Annotated in this window: 16 protein-coding genes; 12 read left to right on the top strand and 4 right to left on the bottom strand. The window is 38.5% G+C overall.

The window, feature by feature from the left end:
* The first annotated feature begins 6 nt into the window (after positions 1 to 6).
* The 7 genes from IPJ53_12520 to IPJ53_12490 all read left to right on the top strand — a co-directional run bounded on the left by IPJ53_12520 (position 7) and on the right by IPJ53_12490 (position 13,924).
* On the top strand, positions 7 to 2,436 hold the full coding sequence (locus tag IPJ53_12520; protein ID MBK7799925.1) for a hypothetical protein: 2,430 nt from the start codon (positions 7 to 9) through the stop codon (positions 2,434 to 2,436).
* Positions 2,437 to 2,528: 92 nt separating this feature from the next.
* Complete coding sequence (locus tag IPJ53_12515) at positions 2,529 to 4,166, top strand: PKD domain-containing protein (protein ID MBK7799924.1); 1,638 nt, start codon at positions 2,529 to 2,531, stop codon at positions 4,164 to 4,166.
* Between the two features lie 126 nt (positions 4,167 to 4,292).
* The gene (locus IPJ53_12510; protein ID MBK7799923.1) at positions 4,293 to 6,080 is read left to right on the top strand and encodes an ATP-binding cassette domain-containing protein; all 1,788 of its coding nucleotides are present in this window, start codon (positions 4,293 to 4,295) and stop codon (positions 6,078 to 6,080) included.
* Positions 6,081 to 6,152: 72 nt separating this feature from the next.
* Entirely contained in the window at positions 6,153 to 6,782 is a 630-nt protein-coding gene (locus IPJ53_12505; GenBank protein MBK7799922.1) for a hypothetical protein, read from the top strand.
* A 9-nt stretch (positions 6,783 to 6,791) separates the two neighbouring features.
* Entirely contained in the window at positions 6,792 to 7,796 is a 1,005-nt protein-coding gene (gene murB / locus IPJ53_12500) for a UDP-N-acetylmuramate dehydrogenase (protein MBK7799921.1), read from the top strand.
* Between the two features lie 202 nt (positions 7,797 to 7,998).
* Complete coding sequence (locus tag IPJ53_12495; protein MBK7799920.1) at positions 7,999 to 11,826, top strand: T9SS type A sorting domain-containing protein; 3,828 nt, start codon at positions 7,999 to 8,001, stop codon at positions 11,824 to 11,826.
* A gap of 4 nt (positions 11,827 to 11,830) precedes the next feature.
* Entirely contained in the window at positions 11,831 to 13,924 is a 2,094-nt protein-coding gene (locus IPJ53_12490; protein MBK7799919.1) for a PQQ-dependent sugar dehydrogenase, read from the top strand.
* 288 nt (positions 13,925 to 14,212) lie between these two features.
* Here the strand turns inward: IPJ53_12490 and IPJ53_12485 are convergent, their stop codons facing one another.
* Both IPJ53_12485 and IPJ53_12480 read right to left on the bottom strand, forming a co-directional pair.
* A complete protein-coding gene (locus tag IPJ53_12485) occupies positions 14,213 to 15,160 on the bottom strand; it encodes a nitronate monooxygenase (protein ID MBK7799918.1) in 948 nt (315 codons plus the stop codon).
* Positions 15,161 to 15,174: 14 nt separating this feature from the next.
* The gene (locus IPJ53_12480) at positions 15,175 to 16,164 is read right to left on the bottom strand and encodes a ketoacyl-ACP synthase III (GenBank protein ID MBK7799917.1); all 990 of its coding nucleotides are present in this window, start codon (positions 16,162 to 16,164) and stop codon (positions 15,175 to 15,177) included.
* Positions 16,165 to 16,423: 259 nt separating this feature from the next.
* On the opposite strand from IPJ53_12480, the gene IPJ53_12475 reads away from it, so the two are divergent.
* The 3 genes from IPJ53_12475 to IPJ53_12465 all read left to right on the top strand — a co-directional run bounded on the left by IPJ53_12475 (position 16,424) and on the right by IPJ53_12465 (position 22,394).
* A complete protein-coding gene (locus tag IPJ53_12475) occupies positions 16,424 to 17,245 on the top strand; it encodes a thioredoxin family protein (protein ID MBK7799916.1) in 822 nt (273 codons plus the stop codon).
* Complete coding sequence (locus IPJ53_12470; GenBank protein ID MBK7799915.1) at positions 17,245 to 18,477, top strand: imidazolonepropionase; 1,233 nt, start codon at positions 17,245 to 17,247, stop codon at positions 18,475 to 18,477. The genes IPJ53_12475 and IPJ53_12470 overlap by 1 nt, the downstream gene beginning before the upstream one ends.
* 179 nt (positions 18,478 to 18,656) lie before the next feature.
* Positions 18,657 to 22,394, top strand: a complete 3,738-nt coding sequence (locus IPJ53_12465) for a gliding motility-associated C-terminal domain-containing protein (GenBank protein MBK7799914.1) — start codon at positions 18,657 to 18,659, stop codon at positions 22,392 to 22,394.
* Positions 22,395 to 22,602: 208 nt separating this feature from the next.
* Here the strand turns inward: IPJ53_12465 and IPJ53_12460 are convergent, their stop codons facing one another.
* Positions 22,603 to 23,808, bottom strand: coding sequence for a gliding motility-associated C-terminal domain-containing protein (locus tag IPJ53_12460; GenBank protein ID MBK7799913.1), 1,206 nt, complete (start codon positions 23,806 to 23,808; stop codon positions 22,603 to 22,605).
* Positions 23,809 to 23,903: 95 nt separating this feature from the next.
* Here IPJ53_12460 and tatC point away from each other — a divergent pair, with 95 nt between their 5' ends.
* Positions 23,904 to 24,755, top strand: coding sequence for a twin-arginine translocase subunit TatC (gene tatC / locus IPJ53_12455; protein ID MBK7799912.1), 852 nt, complete (start codon positions 23,904 to 23,906; stop codon positions 24,753 to 24,755).
* Positions 24,756 to 24,759: 4 nt separating this feature from the next.
* Complete coding sequence (locus IPJ53_12450) at positions 24,760 to 25,212, top strand: hypothetical protein (protein ID MBK7799911.1); 453 nt, start codon at positions 24,760 to 24,762, stop codon at positions 25,210 to 25,212.
* Positions 25,213 to 25,225: 13 nt separating this feature from the next.
* Here the strand turns inward: IPJ53_12450 and IPJ53_12445 are convergent, their stop codons facing one another.
* Positions 25,226 to 26,791 carry a PglZ domain-containing protein gene (locus IPJ53_12445; protein ID MBK7799910.1) on the bottom strand — a complete coding sequence of 522 codons (1,566 nt, stop codon included), beginning with the start codon at positions 26,789 to 26,791 and terminating at the stop codon, positions 25,226 to 25,228.
* Positions 26,792 to 26,922: the final 131 nt, after the last annotated feature.

The raw sequence follows: 26,922 nt of genomic DNA, 5'->3' as shown, positions 1-26,922 counted from the left end.
CTTCAAATGAAATTATTTCAAGTATTGTTTTTTACTTTTTGTTTTGGAAGTTTGTTGGCCCAACCATTGATTCATGAATATTCCTGTCATCATTCATCACAGCTCAATTTAAAACACGAGCCTACACTTCAGGAACTGCAATTGATCGAGAACTCAAATAAAAGAAGCGACTCAATCAACATTCTTAATTATTCCATTTACATTGATGTTACAGATGTAAGAAACAAAAGTATCACAGCTCATACTACAGTCAATTTCAAAACAAAATTACCGGAACTTGAATGGATCATTTTAGATCTTAAAGATCTTGTCGTAGATTCTATTTATTACAAAGGCAGAAAATTGAATTTTTCTTACAGCGACCAATTGATTCAAGCTTATTTTGGTGAAAAACTGCCGGCAGAATTTGCTGCTTCCATTGATGTATTCTATCATGGGGTGCCATCCAGAGATCCTGTTTGGGGAGGGTTTTACTTTGCAGATCCTTACATTTACAATCTTGGTATTGGATTATCCTCTACACCACCAAATTATGGTAAAGTTTGGTTTCCTTGTTTTGATAATTTTGTGGAGAGAACTACTTATGATTATTATGTTACTTCCTTATCTCCGGCTCGTGCATATTGCGTCGGAACCTTTATTTCTGAGGATTCATTGACTGATAACAGAATTTACAGACATTACAGCATGAAGGATGAAATTCCTACTTATTTATCCAGTATTGCAGTTTCAGAATATGTGACAGAAAAATTAAATCATCAGGGTGTATTTGGAAATGTCCCAATAGAGTTGATCGCACGCAAAGCAGAAATGAATCAGATGAAAACTCAATTTGATAAATTGCCGAAGGCCATTGATGCATTCGAATTTTGGTTTGGTCCTTATCGTTTTGAAAGGGTTGGTTTTGTAGCAACCACACAAGGTGCAATGGAACATCCAACCAATACGGCCTATCCAGTCGGAACCATTACGGGAGGGGATCTTACACAAAATGAAAGATTGTTTGCCCATGAGTTTGGTCACCAATGGTGGGGGAATCTGACCACCCTGGACGATGCCCGTGATATGTGGATCAAAGAAGGTAATGCAGAGTACAGCGCTCATTTATTTTTCGAATTTGTCTATGGCCGGGAGCGCTTTGTTAAAGTGGTCAAGGAAAATCTGGCCAACATAATTTTTAATGCACACTTGAACGATGGAGATTATCTTCCATTATCCCCAATGCCATATGAAAGCACTTATGGAACGCACACCTACAGAAAAGGTGCTGCCATGATTCATAACTTAAGGGGATATCTTGGTGATTCAACTTACCGAAATGTATGCCATGTAATTTTTGACAGCTTAAGTGGCAGTTCAATGAATGCTTTTCAATTTAGAGATTTTCTAAGCAGGAACAGTGGAATGGACATGACTAATTTTTTCAATGACCACATTTTTAATAGAGGGTATTGCGCTTTTTATGTGGATAGTTTTGAATTCAAAACTGTGAATGGAAAAAATTATGCAGAAGTAAATATCAAACAGAAAGGACATCATGCAGATCATATTTTTACTGAAGCGCCTTTGAAAATTAGTTTTTATGATCGCAAATTAAATAGATTCGAAAATTCATTGATTCTTAGCGGATCATCTTCCTGGAGGACCATTGAATTACCGGATAACTTTCAGGCCGCATTTATCTTACTGAATGATGGCCAGCAATTGAACCTCGCAAGTTTGCAGGATCAGACAATTGTAAGTAAAACCGGAGGAATAAGCTTAAGTGGTTCGGGGATGTCTCCCAATGTTGCAGAAATTACGGACAGTGCTTTTGTTCACATCGTGCATCATCTTGTAGGACCATCTGCTGAATGGAAACTGGACAATGTCTTAAAAATTTCTTCTAACCATTTCTGGCAAGTAAATACCGTTCCATTTGGAAAATTGAAATTGACCGGTAGACTGGATTATAACGGATCCAATGCCCAGGGTTTGGACTCGGATATTATTTACACCTCAGAGGACAGTGTCATACTTGTTTACAGAAAAGATTGGACTGAGCCTTGGAGAGAATACTCGGACTATACCAGATTAAAAGTAACTCCAAATGATCGCAGAGGATTTATGAGATTAGATGTTTTAATACCGGGAGAGTATGCACTGGCGAATGGGTATTCTTCATTGACTCGAATTACAGATGAAAAATTACATAAATTGGAAATTTACCCTAATCCGGCACACGGATTTGTTCATGTAAAGCTTCCTGAGCAATCTGGCATCGTCGCACTTCAAATGGTCGACAATCAAGCGAGGCTAATCAGAACCATTTCAGTGGAGGAGCAACTCACTGCAAAAACTTTTGAAATTTTGAATTATCAACCAGGCCAATATCAACTCTTGGCATTGGATAAGACAGGCTTAACCATTGGATGTACACAATTGGAAATTCATTAGATATAAGCGCTTTCTGTTCAAAGTATTAGAAAGAATTGTTTATTTGAATTATATTTGTATCCTAAGTTCACAAAAACTTACAAAAATTATTTATGAAAAATTTTCTCCCAGTTTTTTTTCTTTTAATGATATGGCCGCTATTAGGCTTTTCCCAGCCAGGTAGTACCGGTTTTAAAATTTTTGGCACTGTTTATAACACAGACAAAGAGATAGTTCCGGGTTGGGATGTTTTGATTACCGGAGAGCAAAATGTTGCCTGGAAAATCAGGACAGATAAAAATGGATTCTATTCACAGGTTGTTCCCTTTTCCAAAGACCCTTCGTTTGTATATTTGATTCAGGTTATTGACCCTTGTTCCCGCCCTGCACTGGTTCAAAAAGCAAATGGTGCCAATGGGTCTGAGCAGCACGATTTTATCATTTGCAAACAAAGTGCTCCAAACCCTTGCAAAATTGAGTTTACCTTTAAGCAGGTAGCCAACGAATTATGGGTGGAATTTATCGCTCAACCACAATTACGGGATGCTAAGTATTATTGGGATTTTGGTGATGGCCAAAGTGGCGAAGGCTCTTCCATTAAGCACCAATATGCCAGTTCTGGTTCCTATAAGGTAAGCCTGAAAGTTTCATCACCGGCTTGTCTTGGAAGTGTGACTAAGGAAATTGAAGTTAAATTATTGACTGCCCCACCACCCAATCCACCAAAGACAAGTTATGAAGCACATTGTTGTGGAGCCATTCAGATTCTACCGGCCCCTGTTACAACCAATTCAGGAGCGAATACTTATAAATTTTATGCAAAAGGTGACTTTAAAATTATCAATGTTGAGTGGAACTTTGGGGATGGTGAATTTGGAAAAGGCTTGGAGGTAGTACATACGTACAAAACTCCGGGTAAATATAAAGTCACTGCGCTGATCATAGGCGAAGAATGTAAGGTTGAATTAAATGTATGGGTAATCATAAATCAGAAGGTGAGTCCACCATCACCTTGTAATTATGATTTCGGTTATAAGACAAGTGGCTTGGATGCATATTTTAATTTTAATTCACGAGTAGTACCTGATAAAATTCTTTGGACTTTCGGGGATGGAAACAGTTCAAGTGATTTGAACCCAAAGCATACATACGGACAGCCAGGGGAGTATAAGGTTACTTTAGAGATTGTAGTGAAGGGTGAATATTGTAAAATAGAAAAAATCATAAAAGTTGGGAATGGTCTTGCGCCTTGTCCATTTGATTTTGATTTTTCTGTGGATCAATTGGTGGTAAAATTCAAACCCACTTTCCAGCAGAAATATGAAAGCTTGGTTTGGTATTTTGGAGACAGGACCGAATCCAAGGAAGAGTTTCCCGTTCATACTTACGCAAATGAAGGTCTATATCAAGTGACCCTCGTGGCTTATTTTAACGGAGTGCCGTGCAAAGTTACAAAGGATATCAAAATCTCTAAATTTCAGAATCCACCAGTTGGAATTGCCATAATTGATGTCAATCCAAATCCAGTGGATGAAAATATGATGATAAAAATCAAAAGTGACTCAAAGGTTTCTGTTACGCTCACAGTGGCAGATGTAACGGGAGTAAATCTTAAGAAAATTCCGGTTGCGCTTGAAGTAGGTGAAAATCTGGTAGACTGGAATGTTGCAGAACTCGCCACAGGGACTTACCTGATTTATTTGTATCATGAAAATACAATTGTATCAAGATATAAGTTTCAGAAAAATTAACTTATTCATTACCACATTTAGATACAGAAGAGCCGTTCCCAGTGAATGGCTCTTTTGTTTTGTAAGTATCAAAGAAGTAATCTTGACGTTTAGAACTCTTTTGGGATTGGCTTGTTGAAAGATATCATGGCAGAAAAAAATAAAATCACTAAAGAAGGTTTTTTAAAAGCCTATCGTATTCTTCGGTTTATCAAACCTTACAAATGGTCCTTCATATTAGGAATGGGTTGTCTGGTGGTGTCCAGCTCTATGTTCATGGTTTTTCCCGCCGCAGCAGGTGAAATGGCCAATACAGCCATTGGTAAAGGAACTTGGAATTTGAAAGTGTCTCAATTCGGATTATTATTTTTGGTAATTCTAATCATTCAGGGAATTTTGTCCTATTTCAGAACACTTTTTTTTGCCAGAGTAAGTGAGAGAGGAATAGCAGATGTACGAAAAGCTTTATACCAAAAATTAATCACACAGAATATTTCTTTTTTTGAAAGTCAAAGAGTTGGTGAATTGACCAGCAGGATCACAGCGGATGTTGAACAATTGCAAAGTGCTTTTTCCATCACCTTGGCTGAGTTTATTCGCCAGATTGTTATATTGGTTTTTGGAGTAATCATTATAGCCTGGATGGCACCTCATCTTTCCTTGATTATGTTGCTGACTTTTCCGGTAATAGTCATTAGTTCAATGTGGTTCGGTCGTTACATCAGGTCTCTTTCAAAAAAGAGGCAAGACAGTCTTGCTTCCACCAACATCATTGTAGAGGAAAGTTTTCAGTCATTTTCAACGGTAAAAGCATTTACAAATGAAAATTATGAAATCAACAGATACAGTAAATCAATCATGGAAATGGTAGACATCTCCATGGAATATGCCAAGATGCGTGGGGTGTTTTTTATATTTATAATTACGGTCCTGTTCGGGGGATTATTCTTTATCCTTTGGCGTGGAGCTTTGATGGTACAGGCTGGAGAAATGCAAGCAGGGGATCTGTTTTCATTCATCATTTATACCGGTATCATAGGAGGAGCCATAGCCGGTTTGGGAAATTTATATTCCACATTGGCGGGATCCATCGGCGCGACCGAAAGAATTCAGGACATCATAGGAAGGGAAGTTGAAATTACAGATCAGCAATTACGGGAAAATCCCACTGTTAAATTGCGCGGGAAGATAGAGTTCATGAACATTGACTTTTCATATCCTTCACGGACCGATGTGGAAGTACTTAAAGAAATTAACTTCAAAGTAGATCAAGGTCAAAGAATTGCATTGGTAGGTCAAAGTGGTGCAGGTAAATCAACAATTATACAACTCTTAATGAGGTTTTATGAACCGTCATCTGGAGAGATATTTATCGACGACAAACCAATTGAATATTATGACTTGCTGGCGTATAGAAAAAATATTGCAATAGTGCCACAGGAAATTCTACTTTTTGGTGGGACCATAAAGGAAAATATTCTTTACGGAAAACCATCTGCATCTGATGAGGAAGTGATTCAGGCAGCCAGGCTCTCTAATTCACTGGAATTCATCCAATCCTTTCCGGATAAATTTAATACCATTGTTGGAGAAAGAGGGATCAAATTAAGTGGAGGACAAAAACAACGCATTGCAATTGCCAGAGCGATCCTCCGCGATCCGGCCATCCTCATATTAGATGAAGCTACCTCTTCACTGGATTCTGAATCAGAAAAAGTGGTGCAAGATGCTCTGGATCGCCTTATGCTGAATCGAACCTCCATCATCATTGCGCATCGATTATCAACCGTCCGGGAGGCAGATTGCATTTATGTAATTAAGGAGGGAAGCATAGTAGAATCCGGCAAACATTTGGAATTGTTGGATTTGCCAAATGGCATTTACCGTAATTTGGTCAGCCTACAACTAGAACCTGATAATGCACAGGCGAATTAACTGAATTGATTTTTCAATTCAGGATTATTCCAGTACAGGTTTTAATATATCTTTAGCCAAAATTTGAATCACTTGAAAAGGCTCTTATTTAATGTCTTGGTAGGTATCTTTTATTGGTCAGTGACTTGTAGCGCTCAGTGGTCTTCCTCCATGGTATTGGGTATGGATTTTTACCAACAATACAAAAATCCGGAACACGTTTCTGACCAGGGATCAAGCCGGTCATCAGGAGCTGCAATCCTTGCAATACCTTTTGGAATCCAAGTTTCTTATGGAAAAAATAATGCTTCAATTGCCTTGGAAGCAGGTGCCAACTTTGCGCCTTTGGCCATCGATGTAAATGAATTTAAAGGATTTGGCGCAGTTTCTTTTCCGCTGATGGCCAAATTTAATGCCGGAGCATTGACAGGTATTAGCAAAAACAGACTGATAGGATATTCAATTGGTGGAGGCATTCAGTTTAACAGAACTGAACTTTTTGGTCTGAATGAAAAATTTAAAGAAATAAAAAGAAGTATATTCCCTACTTATGTCGGCGAACTTGGAGTCGGAGGTGGAGTGGGTGGATTTAACTTAATACTTTTTTTAAGAATTGGATTTAACCAGGCAAATGCATTTTCTTTAAACACTGGAATTGTTACCAAGACAAATTTATTTAAATCCAAAACTGCTAATAACAATAAAACTCTTCATCAAAGTTAAAATTAAACCATGCCAACTGCAATTTCTTTGAAAGAATTTAACTCCTTTCAGCTAGAATCCTACGGAAAAGAAATCCACTTTATAAAATCTGAATCAGACTTGATTCCATTCTTTGGAAGAAATCCAAATGATTACTACATCCTCGGAGAAGGAAGTAACGTATTGATGATGTCAGAAATTAATAAAGTAATCTTAAAAAATGATATAAGAGGAATCGAAATTATTCACGAAAGTCCTGAAGATGTAACCTTACGCATTGGGGCAGGAGAAAATTGGCACGAATTTGTTCTGTGGGCCCTTGCGCATAATTACTTTGGGATTGAAAATCTGAGCCTGATACCAGGCAGTGTTGGCGCAGCACCGGTCCAGAATATTGGTGCTTATGGTGCGGAATTATCAGAAGTGTTTGTGCGTTTGGAGGGACTTCATCTGAAGGACGGAAAAAAAATGTCCTTAAATAAAATTGGTTGCGCATTGGGTTATCGGGACAGCATTTTTAAACATGATTTAAAAGGATTTTTTTTCATCAGTTACATACATTTAAAGCTCTCAAAAATTCCAAGGCCAAGGATTGATTATGGTGATTTAAAAAATTATTTTGCATCGAAAGGTACCCTAAATCCTACCCCTGAAGAGATAAGTCTTGCAGTCATTGAGATAAGGAAGAATAAATTGCCTGATCCCAAAATACTCGGAAACTCCGGAAGTTTTTTTAAGAATAAAATAATCACCCCATCTGAATTTGAAGCCCTTCAGGGACGTTTTCCCGATATGCCTTTCTATGCACAGGAAAACGGTGATTATAAGATTCCGAGCGCATGGTTGATTGAAACTTGTGGTTTTAAAGGAAAGAAATCAGGAGACGTTGGGTGTCATGACAAGCAGGCGCTCGTTTTAATAAACTATGGCACTGCCAAAGGGGAACAGATTTTAGCATTTTCAGAGGAGATTATGCAGGCTGTTTTGCAACGATTTGGAATTCAACTGGAAAGAGAAGTAAACATTTTATCCTAAAGGGAAGGATTTTTACATAATAATTATCTTATATATTGTTTGTCAAAGTTATACGGATAATATTTTTATTTAATATCAAAAATTATTACGTTATTCAAAGAGAAAAGATTATTTTTATATTGTAATCTATTGAATTATCCAATTTTGGTTTCGATATTTTGTAAAAAGATTTCTATTATTTTGGATAAAATAACAACCTGACATGTCAATTCTCTTTTATCTGGTCAGCTTTTTTACTGTGACCGTTGCTTCAGTACAACCTTCTCCAGCCACTTGTGCCTGCAGCAGGATGGCAGACTCACTTGTGTTGGTGAAATTATTTGAATCTACCAATGGCGCAAACTGGAGCATCAAATGGAATTTTAATCAGGGAATCGAAAATTGGTATGGCATTAATTTGGACGGGATGGGTTGTGTCAGAAACATTAGTTTGAGCGACAACAACCTGAAAGGTAACCTTCCTCCTGAATTGGGCTTGCTGACCAATCTGAAAGTACTAAACCTATTCAACAATCAATTGACAGGAACTATTCCGGTCAGTCTGGGAGGATTAAGTCTGCTTGAAGAATTGAATTTAGAAAATAACCAATTCACCGGATCCATCCCATCCAGTTTTTCCGGATTATTTTCACTCAAGCTGGCGTCTTTTTCCAGCAATAATTTATCAGGAAATTTCCCTTTGGTACTCACAGACATCACAACTTTAAATCAATTGCGGTTGTCCGATAATTTTTTTACGGGAACTATTCCGCCTGGTATTTCTAAATGGAATCAAATTAATTTAATTGATTTCAGCAATAATCAGTTTTCCGGAAATTTACCACCAAACATTAGTTTGATTAGAACCTTAAAGGAATTATACCTCTCCAATAATAATTTTAGCGGAGAACTGCCGGGGTCTATGTCTCTGCTCACAAACCTTCGTAATATTTGGTTAAATAACAACCAATTTTCCGGATTGGTCCCGGATCTGACCCTCGCTCCGTTATTAAGCCTGCGGTTGGAATACAACCACTTTGCGGACATTCCGGATTACAGTGGTTTACGCACATGGGGGAATAGTGAACCTTTTGGATTGGTGATCCATCACAACAATTTTACTTTTGAGGATCTGATTCCATTGCAGAAATTACCAAAGAATTTTTACTTCGATTTTAAACCTCAGAATCCGATTCCTTTGGATTCAATCATTTTTGTTCCTAAGGCAGCAAATTTCAATATCAGATTGTTTACCGACCCACAAATTCTGGATAATAATTACAAATGGTTTAAGGATACAGCGGTCGTATTTATCACCAATCAGAATTATTATCCATTAATTAACATGATGGAAGAAGATGAGGGGTATTACTCAGGATCTGTAACCAACAATGCCATCGCAGAATTTGATATAAAAATATCAAAAACACGAGTAGTATTTACACTCCCTGGCAGATGTGACAATCCCCCAAGTGGTAGATTTTGTGAGGAGGCACCACATTTTTGCAATACACAGGATTTACACAATTATTGTGGAAGTTTCCGTTCTCCGGATACCAGCAACCAAAATAAATTTATTTGCGACAGCACCGGTAGCTTGGAGAATCCTGTTTGGATTTCTTTCACGGCTCCAACGGACAGCATTGTATTGGAAATATTTCCCATGGCCTGCGAAGAAATCAACGTGAACGGAGAACCATTCAATGGACTTCAGGCAGCTATATACAAGGCCTGTGAATTCACTGGTGACAGAATACTGTATTGTGAGTCCGAGTGCCGAAACGGGCCATTTCTTCTCGGAGGAGGGGGCTTCGTAAAAGGGGACCGATACCTTTTGCTGTTAGATGGTTGTAAGGGTAATTTTTGCAATTATCTTGTGAAAGTAGTTAAAGGAAAAGCAAATCTAAACTTAAGCATTACAGGAGGTGTATCCGGCATCAGAGCATTTTGCCCCGATACACTTGAACATTTGTTTTCCATCAGTCCGGTGTTTGGTGCAACTTCATATAGTTGGTACCTGAATGATACTTTAAATCAAGTCACTTCTGACACTGTTGTTCGGCTAAAAAATCTAAATTCAGGTATCTTTAAAATTGCAGCACGAGCTACCAATGAATGCGATACTACAGATGAAATATTTACAACATTTCAGATATTCCCTAAGTTGATCGTAGCATCCAAAGAAATTAAAAAGTTTTTTAATGATTCAGTTTTTCAGGTGAATTTTACCATTCAGGGTGGGACCAAGCCATATAAAGTGAACAAAGGCTCTGGCGTGATAGACAGTATTTCCGGAAAGTTTGTTTCGGATTTTATTTTATGCAATTCATCTTATCAAATTGAAATTATTGACCGGAGAGGATGTATCACTCAAATCTCAGGATTTGAAAATTGCAACTGCACTTCTTCAGCTGGTAATTTACCAAATGACACCATGAGATTGTGTGAAAGTCAAAACCTTATTGGGAAAACACTTGGTAATGAGAAAAAGGATTCTGGTGATGCTGCAATTTTTATTTTGTATACTAATTTTCAAAATCCAGTTGGAAGTATCGTAAAGACAAGTAAAAATGGAGTTTTCCCTTTTGATCCGATCAACTTTAAATTCAACACTCCTTATTACCTCGCTCATGCAATAAGCCGAACAAATAGTCAGGGAAATATTAATCTGCTTCATCCATGTTTGAATTTGTCTAACTCCCAGGTAATTTATTTTTTCCCAAGACCAATTGTATCAGCAGGTGGGGATAGAACTTTCTGTGGACTTGCTGGAAATTTAAATGCAAGTGGCAATTTTGTCAAGGGTAACTGGCGTTTAGTTTCTGGTCCGGGAAATGCTGCTATTCAAAATAAAGACAGCTCTTTTTCTATTGTAAGGGTAGATACTCTTGGTACCTATACTTTTGCATTTGATGGTCAAAGCCTCTATTGCCCTCGGACTGACGAAGTCAAAATGCAATTCCTCGATTCAATTAAGTTTAGTATCATGGGAGCTCCTTTCCATTGCGCAGGGCAGATAACTAATTTAGATGCGGGGATTGGTTTTAATTCTTATTCCTGGTCAAATGGAGACACTACAAGAATTGTAAAGGTTACCATGCCGGGTAATTATTGTGTAACAATTACTGACGCCAATGGATGTGCAGGTGTATCATGTCTGGAAGTAGTTCCATCCATTGCACCTGAAGCAACTTTAAGTGCACCTGATTCGCTGTGTACAGGTGTTGCCGGTATGATACGTGTAAATGAAAATTTTTCATCTTACATCTGGAGTACCGGAAGTAATAATCAAGTCCTGCAAATTGACTCAGGAGGAATTTATTGCGTAACCGTCACTGCAGAGAATGGTTGTAAGGATACTTCTTGTGTGCAAGTCACCGCTTTACCAAGGACTTTAAAAGTATTGTCAGATTCCGCTTGTTATGATACCGATTATGTATTTGGTTCAAAACCTTACAAAGTTCCGGGCAATTATGAAATAATCTATCCCGGTGCAGGGAAAGCAGGTTGTGACAGCATCATACGTTTAAATCTGTCTTCATACCCCTTGATTGAAATTCAAGACTCCCTCATTAAACATGACAAGGGCACAGGAAATGGATCTATCTCTGTAACACTCAAGGGTGGAGTGGGTGCTTATCGCTATTTGTGGAATACCGGAGATCGAACTTCCAGCATTAACAATCTACTTTCCGGAACCTATGTACTTACTGTCAGGGATGAGAAAAATTGCGTTCGAATTTTTAGATTTACAGTTCGTTTAGAAACTTCTACTGTTGATATTTCAAGTGATAACGAATTGATCGTTTTCCCAAATCCATCAGGTCTTGGTCAGGAAATTTATTGGCAATCTAATGTTCCTTTTTCTCAAGCAGAAATTGAAGTTTTCAAACCGGATGGTTCTTTAATTTATGCAGAGAGATTTTTACAAGTTCATGAATTAACCACTTACCTCCTAAATAATAAATTTAATTCTGGGATTTATCTGTTGCGGTTGAAATCAACTGACGGATATCGTAGAATAAAAAAACTGGTGATTTTAAATAGATAAAAAAATGATAAGATTTATTATTGGAATGCTCTTACTGATACATCCTTTGGTTTCTGTTTTTTCACAAAATGCAATCAAGCTTACCAAATTAACAGGCGGACTTTCAATTCCGGTGTACTTGTGTCATGCCGGCGACGACCGGCTTTTCGTCCTCGAGAAAGCAGGAAAAATTAGAATTCTGAACAACGGTGTGCTTTCACCAATTCCATTTTTAGACTTAGTAAGTAAAGTAAACGCCCGTGGCAACGAACAAGGTTTACTGGGATTGGCATTTCACCCCGACTATAAAACTAATGGTTTGTTCTATGTGAATTACATCAATAAAATTTCAGTTGGACAAACAGTGATTGCTGAGTACAAAGTAATGCCAAATAACCCCAACAAGGCGGATAGCTTAAGTGAACGCATTTTGTTGACCATTGATCAGCCCTTTTCAAACCACAACGGAGGATGTATGCATTTTGGAAAAGATGGCTACCTATACATTGGAATGGGCGATGGTGGCAATGGTGGAGATCCTCAAAATCATGGTCAGAATCCCAAAAGTTTGTTGGGCAAAATGTTGAGAATTGAAATTGGAACAAGTTCAACTTATCAGATTCCATCAAGCAATCCTTTCGTGAATGATCCAAATGTTTTGGATGAAATATGGGCGCTAGGTGTTCGGAATCCCTGGAGATTTAGTTTTGATAAATTGACCGGAGATCTGTGGATTGGTGATGTTGGTCAGGGCAACTGGGAAGAAGTTGATTTTGAAGAAAGTGGTTCAGGAGGTGGTAGAAATTATGGGTGGAGATGTTATGAAGGAAATAAAGATTTCAATACAAGTGGATGCAGTCCAAAAAACACCATAACTTTTCCGGTGCATGAATATTTTTCAGATGAAAACAATTTGGGCTGTTCTGTGACGGGAGGTTATGTTTATCGTGGCAATAAGTATCCTTCTCTGTATGGTACCTATATTTATGGAGATTATTGCAGCGGATACATTTGGGGAATTGACCAAAAACCGGGAAGAATTTTTGAAAACAAAACGCTTTATAAGTTTAACAGAAGTCAAATTTCATCCTTTGGAGAAGGGGTGGATGGTGAATTATATTTGATTGCAATAGCAGAAGGTGCTGTCTATAGAATTGGGGATACTTGCAATTTACCTGCGGTACAATTTACTGTCAAGAATCCGATTTGTGCAGACAGTAAGGATGGGCAAATTATTATTGCCAATCAGAATCCTTCATTTTCATATTTATGGAATACAGGTGACAGCAGTGCAGTGCTGGATGGTCTTGGTGCAGGAAACTATTCAGTAACATTATCAGATGGTCTCTGCAGGGTAGAGGGGACCATAGAACTTAAAAGCCCAAAACCGGATACTGCATGCCTTACGCCAATTTTTGTCAATGAAATATGCGAGAACGATTCTGCTGTTTTGATTGCGTGTGATGCAATAACTGCTGCCAGTTATATATGGAAAAAGGACAGCATAATTATAAGAGACAAGGACAGTAAAAGAATTTACGTGAATGCTTCCGGAAATTATTCAGTCCAATTTATAGACACCAACGGATGCATCTCTTTTTCATCCGGAGAAATAGAAATTATTGTACATCCTGTTCCGGACAAACCTTTAATTATTCAGATCGGCGATACTTTATTTGCCCCCTCAGGTTATAATTCTTACCGTTGGTTCCTGAACGAACAACTGCTCGGAGGAAGTACGAACAATCAATGGATTGTAACTCAGAAAGGAAGTTATCGTGTGAGTGTAGTCGATACCAACAATTGTGAATCTTTGCTTTCTGATCCGTTGTTTGTTGTTCCATTGAGTATAAATGAATTGAATGAAAAGTCAATTTTATTATTTTCCTATGGTGACAATCATCATTTTATTTGTCAACTAAAATCAGGCCTTGATTTTCCGCTTATATACCATTTATTGGATGCCACCGGAAAGCCAATAAAACCCGAAGTTAAATTGCTTGAAGCGGTGCAACATTTTTATTTTGAGATGCAACAGGAGCCCTCAGGGATTTATTTTCTCAATGTTGTGGATCGTAATGGCAAACTACTGGGAAGTGTGAAAGTGTTAAGGAATTAAATTGGTTTCTATAGTTTTAAACTTGCAAAAATATTTTTATAAAATTTGATCTTGATTTAACCAAATCCTGTTTAGCTATAATTTTAATGATCAAGCCGATCTAAAAATTGAATAAAGATTTAGGTTATGTTATGCTTTAAGAAATTATCAAATTTCTTGGCTGATTAATTCTCAGTACATTTCGCTTCCAATTTTATTTCTGATGAAGTTCTAAATTGAATTGACTGGTTTAACCATTCAGATACTTGATCTCTGGTCAAAGTAGGAATCAAAAATATTCCGAACAGATTATAAGCCTTTAACCATTCTGTGGATGATTTCCTTAACCGGCAAAATATCGTGGATGAAATCAATGGTAGGACCGGCACACCAGACATTTTGGTAACTTGCAGAAAATGCAGCTTTGGATAATTTATTCATACCCTGTCTGTAGACAAGAATCTTGAACCATTTTTTTAAAGTCTTATTTTGACTCAAAATTCGCTCCAACCAGTTTTGACGTGTTCCAATTTTTTGGACATAGGGGGTATTGATGACAGTGCAAGGCACCCCGCTCAGTTTTGTGGTTTTAACAATATCTTTGGAGCTGTATTCGACGCAGGCATTTTTGTATTCAACACTGACAGGAGACTCGACTGAGGCGATAAATGGGGTGCCCACTGAAACACCACAGGCCCCCAGAGACAACATTTTTTTTATGCCTTCTGCATTTCCAACACCTCCTGCACTGATGATGGGAATGTCAGGAAAGGCTTTGGTCAGTTGAGGAATAAAATCTTCAGGTTTCAAAATTCCGCAATGTCCCCCTGCTTGGTTATTCACAGCGATGAGTGCATCAGGACGTAAAGCAGCCGCTTTATGAGCATATTCCATGTCTGATACATCACAAAAAACTTTGATGCCCAATGGTCGGCAAGCAGCAATAACAGAAGAGGGACTTCCAAGTGAAGTAATGATGAAAGGGACTTGGTATTCAAGACAAGTCTTAAGTTGTTGGGGAAGTTTATAATTAGACCGGTTTACAATCAGATTTATGCCATACGGTTTATTGGTGGATTTTAATTCATCTAAGGCAAGTCGAAAATCTTGATCGTTTCGAAAATTGAGTGCTGGTATAACCCCGGTAATTCCTCCTTCAATTGCGGACTTCACCATAGCCACATTAGACACTAAAAACATGGGTGCCATTATAACCGGGAATTGGATTCCGAGCATCATGGTAAGTCTGGTTTCCATAAAATTTAATTAAACTAATAAGCCCATTTGAGGTAGGTAGTTCCCCAGGTAAATCCTCCGCCAAATGCAGTCAAGAGAATGTTGTCTCCTTTTTTCAGTTTGGATTCCCATTCCCATAAACACAAGGGCAGTGTCCCGGAGGTGGTGTTTCCGTATTTGTGAATATTGATCATGACTTTTTCAGGATCAAAATTAAGGGCATCAGCGACGCCATTGATAATGCGAATATTGGCTTGATGAGGAACCAGCCAATCTATTTGATCGATGGTAAGTTCGTTCCTTTCAAGAACACGCTTGATGGTATCTACCATTCCGGTAATGGCTGCTTTGAACACCGTCTTACCTTCCTGATAAACGTAATGTTCACCCTTTGCCACTGTCTCTGCACTTGCCGGCCGGAGTGACCCTCCTGCTTTCATATGCAGATACTCGCGACCCGATCCATCGCCTCTGAAAATACTGTCAATGATACCATTTCCTTCTTCATCAGGTTCCAATAATACCGCTCCTCCACCATCACCAAAAATAATGCAGGTGGCCCGATCTGTATAATCAATGATGGAGGACATGACATCCATTCCAATTACAATGACTTTCTTATAGGTCCCTGATTCAATGAATTTGGACCCCGTTGTCAAACCATACAAAAATCCGGAACAAGCAGCATGGATGTCAAATCCAAAAGCATTTTTTATTCCGACTTTGTCGCAAATTGTATTTGCAGTATCCGGAAAAACCATGTCGCCGGTAATACAACAACAAATAACAAGTTCTATCTCATCTGCCGAGGTGTTGGTTTTCTTTAACAACTTTTCCACCATGATTTTTCCCATATCGGAGGCGCCTTTACCGGGTTCTTTTAAAATGTGGCGCTCTTTTATACCTGTTCTGGACGTGATCCATTCATCCGTGGTATCTACCATTTTTTCCAGCTCTGCATTGGTAAGGATGTAATCCGGAACATAGCCCTGGATTCCTTTGATGGCTGCACGTCTCTTCTGCATGGTTAGAATTTGGGCGCAAAGATAACGAATGTAGGAGAATTGTTTGGATGAGTTGTCTGGAACCAATGGACTTGTTTGGAATGGAAAATGATTCTTTTCTAAATATATTAATTAATTTAATAACATATAAATAATAGTAAATCAATTATTTAAATATATTTAAAATATGTTATTTCTTATTATTTTGTCTTTTGGCATGTGATTTGTGATTGTATGGTTGTTTGTAATCAACATTATACAAATTATAAAAATTTATAATATGAAATCTTCCCACATGCATTCGTTTTTGTTCATCTTGTCGCTCGTCTTCTTCACAAACTTGCAGCTACACGCCACCGTTTTCTTTGAAGGAAGCCTCCAGGCAGCTAAAGAAAAGGCAAAAAATGAAAATAAGATGCTCATGCTTAAGTTTGGTGCAAAATGGTGCCTGCCTTGTCGTTTTATGGACAACAATGTTTTTACAGATGACCAGATCATCGAGGTGCTGTCAAAAAATTCAGTGTCTATGGACATTGACATTGAGGATGCCAATGGCTTAATCTTAAAAGAAAAGTTCAATGTAAAATTATTGCCCACCATGTTGGTTTTCCATCCGGATGGCAGAATAATCGACCGGCGTGAAGAATCTCTTAATGTCGAAAAATTTGGTGATTGGATCAACGATTTAGTGGATGAATACAACATTAATCCCATCTCAATTAATCATGAAGTTAAAGTTAATTCCAAGGTTTTGGATGAAGAAGCCTATTTCGCTCAACGGGAAAAAAACACCGCTGCAACAAATGAGGGAGAGTCAATTCTAAAAGAAGAGGCAGAACCTGCTTCCAGCTATGGTCTTACCGGTCAATTCTACATACAAACAGGTGCTTTTAACCGTTTTGAAAATGCTCAGTCAGAAGCTACCAGACTAGACAAAATATTTAATCAGGATGCAAGCATTATCGAAGAACAATTGCAAAGTGGAAAGACAATTTTTAAAATTGCGCTCGGTTCTTTTATCACGGAAGAAGAAGCCAATTTATTCCTGCAGAATTTGGAAAAGCACGCCATCAAAGGTTTGATTCGAAAAATTGAATATTAATGGCTTCAGATTTTATCGTAAAAAACATCGGTGAATTACTGATGTGCAGTTCAGTTCCTGTTCCGTTCAAAAGGGGACAGGAAATGTCTGTTTTACCCAGCATAGAAAATGCCTGGCTTAAAGTGAAGGATGGTCAAATTGTAGACTTTGGTTCAATGACATCCTTTGAATCTGTAAATGTTCAAGAGCTTGATGCCGAAGGGGCAATCGTCTTCCCAACATTTGTAGATTGTCACACGCACTTGGTTTTTGCGGAGACCAGAGAGCAAGAATTTGTGGATCGCATAAAGGGTTTGACGTATCAGGAAATCAGTGCACGGGGTGGGGGAATACTCAACTCCGCACTTAAATTGGCTGCCCTTTCAGAAGAAGAACTTTTCCAAAGATCAAAAACCAGACTTGAATTTGCCATGAGTCTTGGCACCGGAGCCATTGAAATTAAAAGCGGGTATGGACTTTCTTACGAACAGGAAATTAAAATTCTACGCGTAATCAAACGCCTAAAAGAAGAATTGAAACTCCCCATCCGAGCAACTTTTTTAGGCGCACATTCTTATCCTTTGGAATACAGATCAAACCACCAGGGATATATAGATATTCTGATTAATGAAATGCTGCCTTACATAGCTGCAAATAAACTGGCAGATTATTGTGATGTGTTTTGCGAACAAGGTTTTTTTAGTCCTGTAGAAACGGAACAAATTCTTTTGGCTGCATTGAAGTTTGGGATTAAACCCAGAATTCATACCAACCAATTTACTCATTCAGGGGGGATAGATATAGCTTTGAAACATCATGCCATTTCCGTTGACCATTTGGAAGTCCTGAATGATCATGAAATCCAACAATTGCTTTCCTCTCAGACCATCCCTGTTTGTTTACCGGCGGCCGCTTTTTTTATGAACCTTGAATTTCCACCCGCCAGGAAAATGATTGAATCCGGACTAGGGGTAGCCATTGCGACTGATTACAATCCCGGAACTTCGCCCAGCCCTGATCCCACGCTAAGCTTTGCTTTGTCCTGTATTAAGATGCGTTTATTACCGGAAGAAGTGTTAACAGCCATGACCATAAATGCCGCACATGCTCTTGAACTTCAAGATAAAGTAGGGAGTATAGAAAAAGGGAAACTTGCCCACTTCATTATTGCAAAACCCGGAGTATCTTTGGCTCAGATTCCATACGGAATTTCGTCAAACTGGATAAACCGCATTATTTTCGGAAGGATTTAACTGTTTTTCAAACGCATTACAGAATATTAATGCTCTTAATGCGTTGTTAAGGTAACCTTTCCCTATTCGCTTCAAGCTTAGTTATTATATCTTTGCCAAATTGAATTCGTAAAACGATGCGTCTTAACCGTTTATATCTCTCCCCTGCGATTATTTTGATCCTGACGTTCACGTCAATCTTGTCTGGATTTAATACTTTGAATGCCCAACAGGACAGTTGTGTTTTAGTTGACATGGTTACCAAAAATGGAGACAAGGGCGCTGAAGTATGCATTGAAGTAAGATTTTATAACTTCAAAGACATCAGTGCTTTTCAGTTTTCCATCAACTACGATCCCAAGGTTGTAGAACCAACCAGCATTCGAAATCTGAACCCAGCACTTGTAGGATTCGGGCAAACCAATGTCAGAATAGACCTTGCAAAAGCAGCCATTATTAGTTTGTGGGATGATCCGAATGCCCAAGGGCAGACACTTCCGGATGGTTCTGTTTTGTTTGAGATTTGCTTTAAATTGATAGGTGCTCCGGGAGCATGTTCTCCTGTTTTTATGTCCAATAGACCTACCCAAATTGAGTTTCTTAAGAAAATAGGCGTAGACGATGTTACCTATTGCTTTGGCGATAAAGATCCTTCTGATCAAATAAAGATTCAGGTACCAACAGGCCTTTGTGTGATCCAAAGTGCTTGCGGGACCTTGAATAATACCGGATCCATTACACTTAAAGCATGGGGCGGCCAGGCTCCCTACACGATAACTTCTCCCAATGCTCCCAATGGCAATGGTGTTTTAAATATGGGTGGCGATTGTCTGATCGTCAATAATTTGCCATCCGGTACTTATGATTTCAATGTAAAAGATGCCACCGGCAAGGATACCAATCTGATTATTCAGGTTTTATCCGCACCTTCCATCATTATAAGAAACGACATCACATATACTCGTGAACCTAGTTGTTACAACAAAAATGATGGTCGTATAGGCCTCATTCTAAGTGGGGGAGTTGGAAATTTATTCGTAGGTATCCAACCCATTAACTCCTACGGCAAAACAAGGGAAACAGGACTTTATGCAGGAAAATATACCATTACGGTATCGGACAGTTTTGGCTGCACGGCTACTTTGGATACCTTCTTAAGGGCGGATTCGCTTTTTGCAAACATTGCAATAGACAAAGAATCCACCTGCTCTGGTTCGTGTGATGGTCAGGTTACTGTAACTGCCCGAGGGGGTACACCTTTTTTGGGTGGCAGATATAACTACATCTGGCCCTCAAATCCAGCCGCTAATTGTTTGCCCGGGGTAAGTTGTACAAACAATATGGTATGTGATTCTCAAATTGTTATTATTCAGGATAGACATAAATACATACTTAATTCCTATGGTTGTTCGGATACATTAAGATTTGCTGTAGCCAGTTCCGGACAATTATCAGATTCGGTAATCATCGACAGTGTCCGATGTTTTGGTGAAGCAAATGGCAGAATAACTGTTTTTGCAAAATCCCAGGGAAAATTAAATTTTCCTCTGACCTTCAGATTGATCAATAGCGGGGGAAATCCCATTCCTGGCGGAGTTACAAATCTTGACCAATACACCAGTCCCGGCTTAGCTGCGGGTACTTATTTTCTCAACATTACGGACAGTGTTGGATGTATGTTTGATGATACTTTAATTGTGTATCAACCAGATCTTTTGGAAATCATCGAAAATTCCTTGGATACCACAGAATCATGTAATCCTGGAATGGACGCCCTGATCGACCTGCGGGGATTTGGAGGCACTTTAGCTTATCAGTTTTTATGGGATTTTCAGGGATCGCGCACTCCCAGGCTTACAAACCTTGGTGCAGGTACATACACAGTAACCCTTACGGATGCTAAAGGATGCACGGCATCTAAAATGTATTCCATTACAAAACCTGCAGGACCAAGTATTACGGGATTTAACAATGTGGATGTAGTTTGTCCGGGTGATTCTTCTGGTTGTGTCGAAGTACTTTTTACTCAGGGTTCTTCAGCAGTAAGCTCATTTCAATGGAATGTACCGGGTAATTCAGCAAGGCTTTGCCGGTTGCCAGCAGGAAATTATACAGTTACCATCACAGATCAAAATGGCTGCAGCGATACAGCAACTACTTCAATTAACTTATCCGGAAATCCAATCACCATTGATTCAGTTGTTTTGCAAAACCCATCTTGTCCGGGCAAGTCGGATGGACTCATCATTGTGTTTGCAAGAGGTGGTTCAGGTTTACTACAATATAGTTGGAACATCGGCGGAAATTCACAAGTGAATACCAATCTGAAGGCAGGACAATATATTGTTACAATAGATGATATAGGAGGCTGTCCTCCTTTGATGGATACTTTTGCGCTGATTGATCCTCCTCGTCCCCAAATTCAAATTTCAGGACTTGTGAGCCCTTCTTGTTTTGGTTCTGCTTCATGCGACGGGCAAGCCATCGTAACAGTGACTACCATGGATACTTTGGTTACCATCAACTGGTCGAGTGGAGAACAAATACTGTACAATTCAAATCAAAGAATTTTCAGAGATACAGCAATGGCTTTGTGTTCCGGCCAACAGTTTGCAATTATTTCCATTAACAACCTTTGTTCCGATACCATTTATTTTAATGTGCCTTCTGCCGTGCCGATCACCATTGATTCCAATAAATTAGTACTTACTCCGCCAAGTTGTTACGGGTTGCGCGATGGTAGAATTAATGTAGATGCAAAGGGCGGTATGGGGCCTTATACTTTTAATTGGGTGAACAGTGGGACATCGGGTCCTATCTTGGCAGGAATTGGTGATGGCTACTATTATGTGAATATTACAGACAGTAAAGGATGCGTGCACCTGGATTCAATTAGATTGAGACAACCTGACTCCATCAAAGTTCAGGTAATACAAGGATCAACCTTAGACGTTACCTGTGCGGGGTTGAACGATGGCAGAATTACCACTGTATGGAGTGGTGGTGCCAAAGGAAAAGGAAGATTTGTTTGGTCTCCAAACGCAGGACAGGATTCAGTTCTTACTGGCTTGTCTGCCGGTACATACACCTTGACAGTCATTGATGCCAACAATTGCACCGGCACAATATCTCATACCATAATGGAACCTCCTCCGATTGCTGCAGTCTTTATGCCAATTGATACACCTTTTTGTGCAGATGACCAACAGCTGTTTACTGTCTTATCTGCCTCCGGAGGTGCGGGCCCTCAATACAGGTTTACCATCCAAAATGGTGCGCCCAATCAAATAGGAGAACTGGTTCCATTATTTTCTGGAGTATATACTGTCTCTGTGTATGATAAAAATGGATGTAAAATCGATACGACTATTGTAATTCCCAATCCTTATAACAACCTTTCTGTTGAATTTGGACAAGATTTTGATACGATTCAACTTGGAGACAGTGTCAGACTAATTGGTAAAATTAATTCCCAGGCACGCATCGATTCTATTATCTGGACGCCCAGAAATGTGGTAAGCACTCCTGATTCTGAAGTGAGTTTTGTTTCGCCAAAGATCAACACCATGTTTACTTTGGTGGTTGTTGACGAGAACGGCTGCACGGCCAGTGATAAAATAACCGTCATCGTAGAGAACAATAGAAAGCTTTTTGTGCCCAACATCATGAGTCCCAACAATGATGGGGTGAATGATTATTTTGATATTACTGCCGGCCCGGATGTCGATAAAATTGAATTTGTTGAAATTTATGATCGCTGGGGAGCTAACCTTTATCACCTTGAGAATCCAAATATCAGTGGTGGCATCGTAAGTACCTGGGATGGAACATTTAAATCAAAACCCATGAACCCCGGCGTTTATGTTTATTCAGTCGGAGTGCTGTTCAAAGATGGATACAGACTGGTTTATCGAGGAGATTTAACCATTGTACGGTAATATTTATACAAGGGTGTGTTCTAAAGTACATTCAAGTTGGATGGCTTCTCATTGTTCAGTGCAACCAGAAAGCTACTGTAAGTAGATAACCCTTCAGCAAAGTTCACTTTCATTCAAATGCATGATCGTAGTCTATTGAAGTTTGCCGAACTGCTTAGCGACTATTTTTGAAAACATTTCTACTCAATAAATTCTGGAATTCCAGGATTTACTTGAGCAAAAACAATGCTCCTTTAGATTGGTACTTTTCACCTTTGCATTGATAGGAAATTCGATAGTAATAACTACCGGGATTTAACGGCTTATTTTTATAAGTTCCGTCCCATTTGACTTCTGGGTTTTCAGTATGAAAAATGATGGAACCATTTCGATCCAGAATATCAAAAGTGAACAATTTCTCAATTAGGTAATAATTACTGATACCAAAACCTTCATTTAATCCATCCTGATTGGGCGTAAACGCACTTGGAAATCTTATTTCTGCACATTGCAGCTTTTCCCTGTCAACTACTCTCACCAGGACAGTATCGGTGATGCTACATCCTGTTATGTCAAATCTTGCCTGGTATTTGGTTTCGACAACAGGGGAAGCCAGCGGCGAGGGAATTGAAGCGTTGTCAAGAGAAACTGAAGGCGTCCAGTTGATGTTTCCGGGACAGTTACTCACTGAACGAAGAAGAAATTGATCACCCAAAAAAATTAATGTATCTTTTGTCAGTATTTTTTGTTGTGGAATGTATGAGGAAAGAACGGCTGGTCCATTGAAACCGTAGTTAGCAAGAATTATATTGTCTATTTTGCCACGAGTACTTACCAGATTTGAAGGAACGCATCCAGACCCATTAATGGTAAGCGGAAATTTGTTTTCCAGATTGATAAGGTTGGGTGCAATTTCACGGTCCTTTTCAATCCCATTTACAAACACCCTGAAATCAATTCCATTTTTGCTTAAGCATACGGTTTGCCAACAACTGGTTGGGTCTGCTTTTGCCTCCAGAAAAATATTTTCATCGATTCCTTCGCGAACATTGAACTGAAAGATCGAGTCTTTCGACCGATAGCTAATGCGTAGATTGGTATCTGCGTTGCATTGGGCCGCCTTGCTGAACAGATCCATCTCTCCGCTAAATATTCCAGGTAGAAATGAAAAGCAAAGGGAATAGTCATTCCTAAAAAATGAATCCAATGAAACGGGAAATTCTATTCGCTGTCCATCAAGAATCAATGCTTCATCTTCTATTCCGCAATCGCAATTTAAGGGTACTGAATTCTTCAAGTCTCCGGCGTTTGGTAGATTTGCTGCCAAGACGCAGTTCTTAAAATCATATTTGACCAACACTTGCTGGGCATTCAGATTGAACTGTGCATGCAACAACCCGATGAATAGGTAGAAAAAACTTGCGTACTTTATCATAAGCCAAAGTTAAGGCAAATATTATTATCCCGGGGTCTGACCCTTTCATTAAAAACTCACTTATCTTTGCACGTTGATTAAAAACCGCTTTCAGCATGTTAAGTAAAATATTAGCCAGGCCCAAGAATCCGGAACAAGAACAGGCTGAAATGAGTTTTTTGGATCATTTTGATGCATTGAGAAAGCATTTGTTTCGGGCATCATTTTATGTCATTACTGCATCAGTGCTGGTTTTTTTTCAAAAAAAGTTTATTTTTGATACCATCATATTGGGCCCTACCAGATCTGATTTTCCAACTTTTAGATTTTTTTGCTGGCTGTCTGAATGGACCTGTTTCAAGGTTATTCCACCACAGATTTTTACGAGAGAATTATCAGAACAACTTACGGTGCATTTGATGGTTAGTTTTTTTCTGGGAATGATCATTTCTTTCCCATTATTAGTACGAGAGATTTGGCTTTTTGTTAAACCAGGATTGTACGAAAAAGAGCGTAGGGCGACAAGAGGAGTCGTAGAAGTTTGTTCATTACTTTTTCTTACAGGAGTAGTTTTTGGGTATTTCATAATTGCACCATTCTCAATAAGTTTCTTGTCCTCTTATCAAGTAAGTGAATCAATTCAGGCTTCAGCGACCCTGAGTTCTATTGTGGATTCCATGATCATGTTTACCATGTCCACCGGCTTGGTTTTCGAACTGCCTATGGGTGTTTATTTTTTGGCAAAATTGGGAATTATGGGGCCCCAATTTATGAGAACCTATCGCAGGCATGCAATAGTGGTAATCACCATTGTTGCGGCTATAATTACGCCACCGGATGTAACATCTATGATTTTAGTTGCTCTTCCGTTATGTCTCTTATATGAAGTCAGTATCATTGTTGCTAAAAGAGTTTATCCTAAAGAAACGGAAGTAACAAGTTACTCCGACAATTACACTAATCATTGATACTATGAACAGGATTTCATCAAATGCTACTTTGTTTTTTGTGATTTTTTTACCGACTTTTTGGTTGGTTTTTTTTGGAAGTCTGGGTTTAGGTTTGTGGATGAGTTCTGCAGAGGACATCAGTTTTACTTCTGCTTCTTTACTTAAAATTGTTTACCTTATTTTGTTTTTGGGATTTGGTACCATTATCTACTTCACTTTGCTTCGGCTTAAGAGAATTGAAATAGATTCCAATTATCTGTACATTACGAATTACTTAAAAACAATTAAAGTACCCTTCAGTGAAGTAAATGACCTTCATGTTAAATCACTTTTTTTTAGATCAGTAGGAAGGATTACATTTAATTACAAAACCTTTTTTGGCAAAAAGATTTATTTTTTATGCAACTCAGAACATTATGATTTTTTAAGGGCACAGGTTGAAAAAGTCACCCAAAAAAATAATTCACCCGAATAAAGAATTCCTTCTGCTAAGTGATCACTTTACTCTTTAGTCGAATGATTGGACAGATCATTTCTTCCATTGAAATTCCACCATGTTGGAAAGTGTTTTTGTAGTAATTCAGAAAGTGACCATAATTGTTTGGATACAGGAAATATCCCCTGTCTTTCGCAAAAATAAACGTAGACGATAAATTGGGTCTTGGCAGACCAACCATTTGAGGTTCTCTTATTTCCAGCACTTCCTTCTTATCATAACTTAAATTCTTTCCAACCTTATACCGAAGATTGGAAGTAGTTTCTTTATCAGCAAGTACTCGTATAGGATCCTGAACTCTAATGGTACCATGATCTGTTGTGATGATCAATTGCACCGGCAGTTCAGCAATCTTCTGCAAGGCAGCCCATAAAGGGGAATGAAGAAACCAACTTTTAGTCAACGAGCGATAGGCAATTTCATCCGATGCAAGCTCTTTCAATACTTCCATTTCTGTTCTTGCATGTGAAAGCATGTCTATAAAATTGTACACAATAACGGTCAATTCATTATTCAATAAATTGATAGACTGATCTAGCAATTGCTTGGCCTTTGTGGTATTCGTAATTTTAATATATTCATGCTTGATGTCCCGTCTAATCAATCTTTTTATTTGTGAACTCATGAGCTCAGGTTCCTTAAGATTTTTACCGCCTTCATCATTGTCGTTTAACCACCAATCAGGATAAAGCTTTTCAATTTCCGATGGTAACATGCCTGCAAATATTGAATTTCGACTGTATTGCGTAGTCGTTGGCAAAATGCTGTAGAAATAATCTTCCTCTTCAATTCTGAATTTTTCAGAAATAATAGGTTCAATAATTCTCCATTGATCATATCTAAGATTATCCAGCAAAATGAAAAAAGTGGGCAACTTGTCATTCAAATGCTTAAATACTTTATTCGCCATTAGATTGTGCGACATGGTAGGGGCGTCGGCATCTTTTTTAAACCAGGAAGTGTAAGTATTTAATATAAATTTTGAAAATTCTACATTTGCTTCCTTTTTTTGTTGGTTCATGATGTCCTGAATGTGCGGATCATTGGATTGGTCTAATTTAAGCTCCCAGTGAATTAACTTTTTGTAGAGATCTACCCAACTAGCATAATTCTGTTTTTCGGAAATTTCCATAAACAGTTGACGAAAAGCAATCTGATAATCTAGACTGTTTTTTTCAGAAACCAACCGCTTGTTGTCAATCAATTTTTTAATCGTCAAGAGCAATTGGTTTGGATTTACAGGTTTGATCAGATAATCAGCAATTTGACTACCGATCGCTTCCTCCATAATATTCTCAGCCTCGTTTTTAGTCACCATGACAACCGGCATCAAATAACCTTTCGCTTTTATTTGAGTCAGTGTCTCAAGGCCTGAGATACCCGGCATCGATTCATCCAGAAAAATGATATCGTAGTTTGGATCTTCTTTAAGATGTTCCAATGCATCAAATCCGTTTGAGAGCGTTTTAATATTGTAACCCTTTTTTTCCAAAAAGAAAATCTGAGGTTTTAAATGCTCCATCTCATCATCAGCCCATAAAATTTTGATCTTGTCCATGTTTTATTATATATGTGCGGTATGCTGGTTAAATAGAATTAAATAATATGATGTATTTGGTATAGTTCACGAATTTAGGCATCTTTGACAAGCAATGCTTGAGGTTGATGCAAGCAGAATCTTACCAACTC

This window comes from Candidatus Vicinibacter affinis, assembly GCA_016714365.1.
Lineage (GTDB): Bacteria > Bacteroidota > Bacteroidia > Chitinophagales > Saprospiraceae > Vicinibacter > Vicinibacter affinis.
The sequence above is the reverse complement of the archived record's forward strand: the minus strand, read 5'-3'. Positions and strand labels throughout refer to the sequence as shown.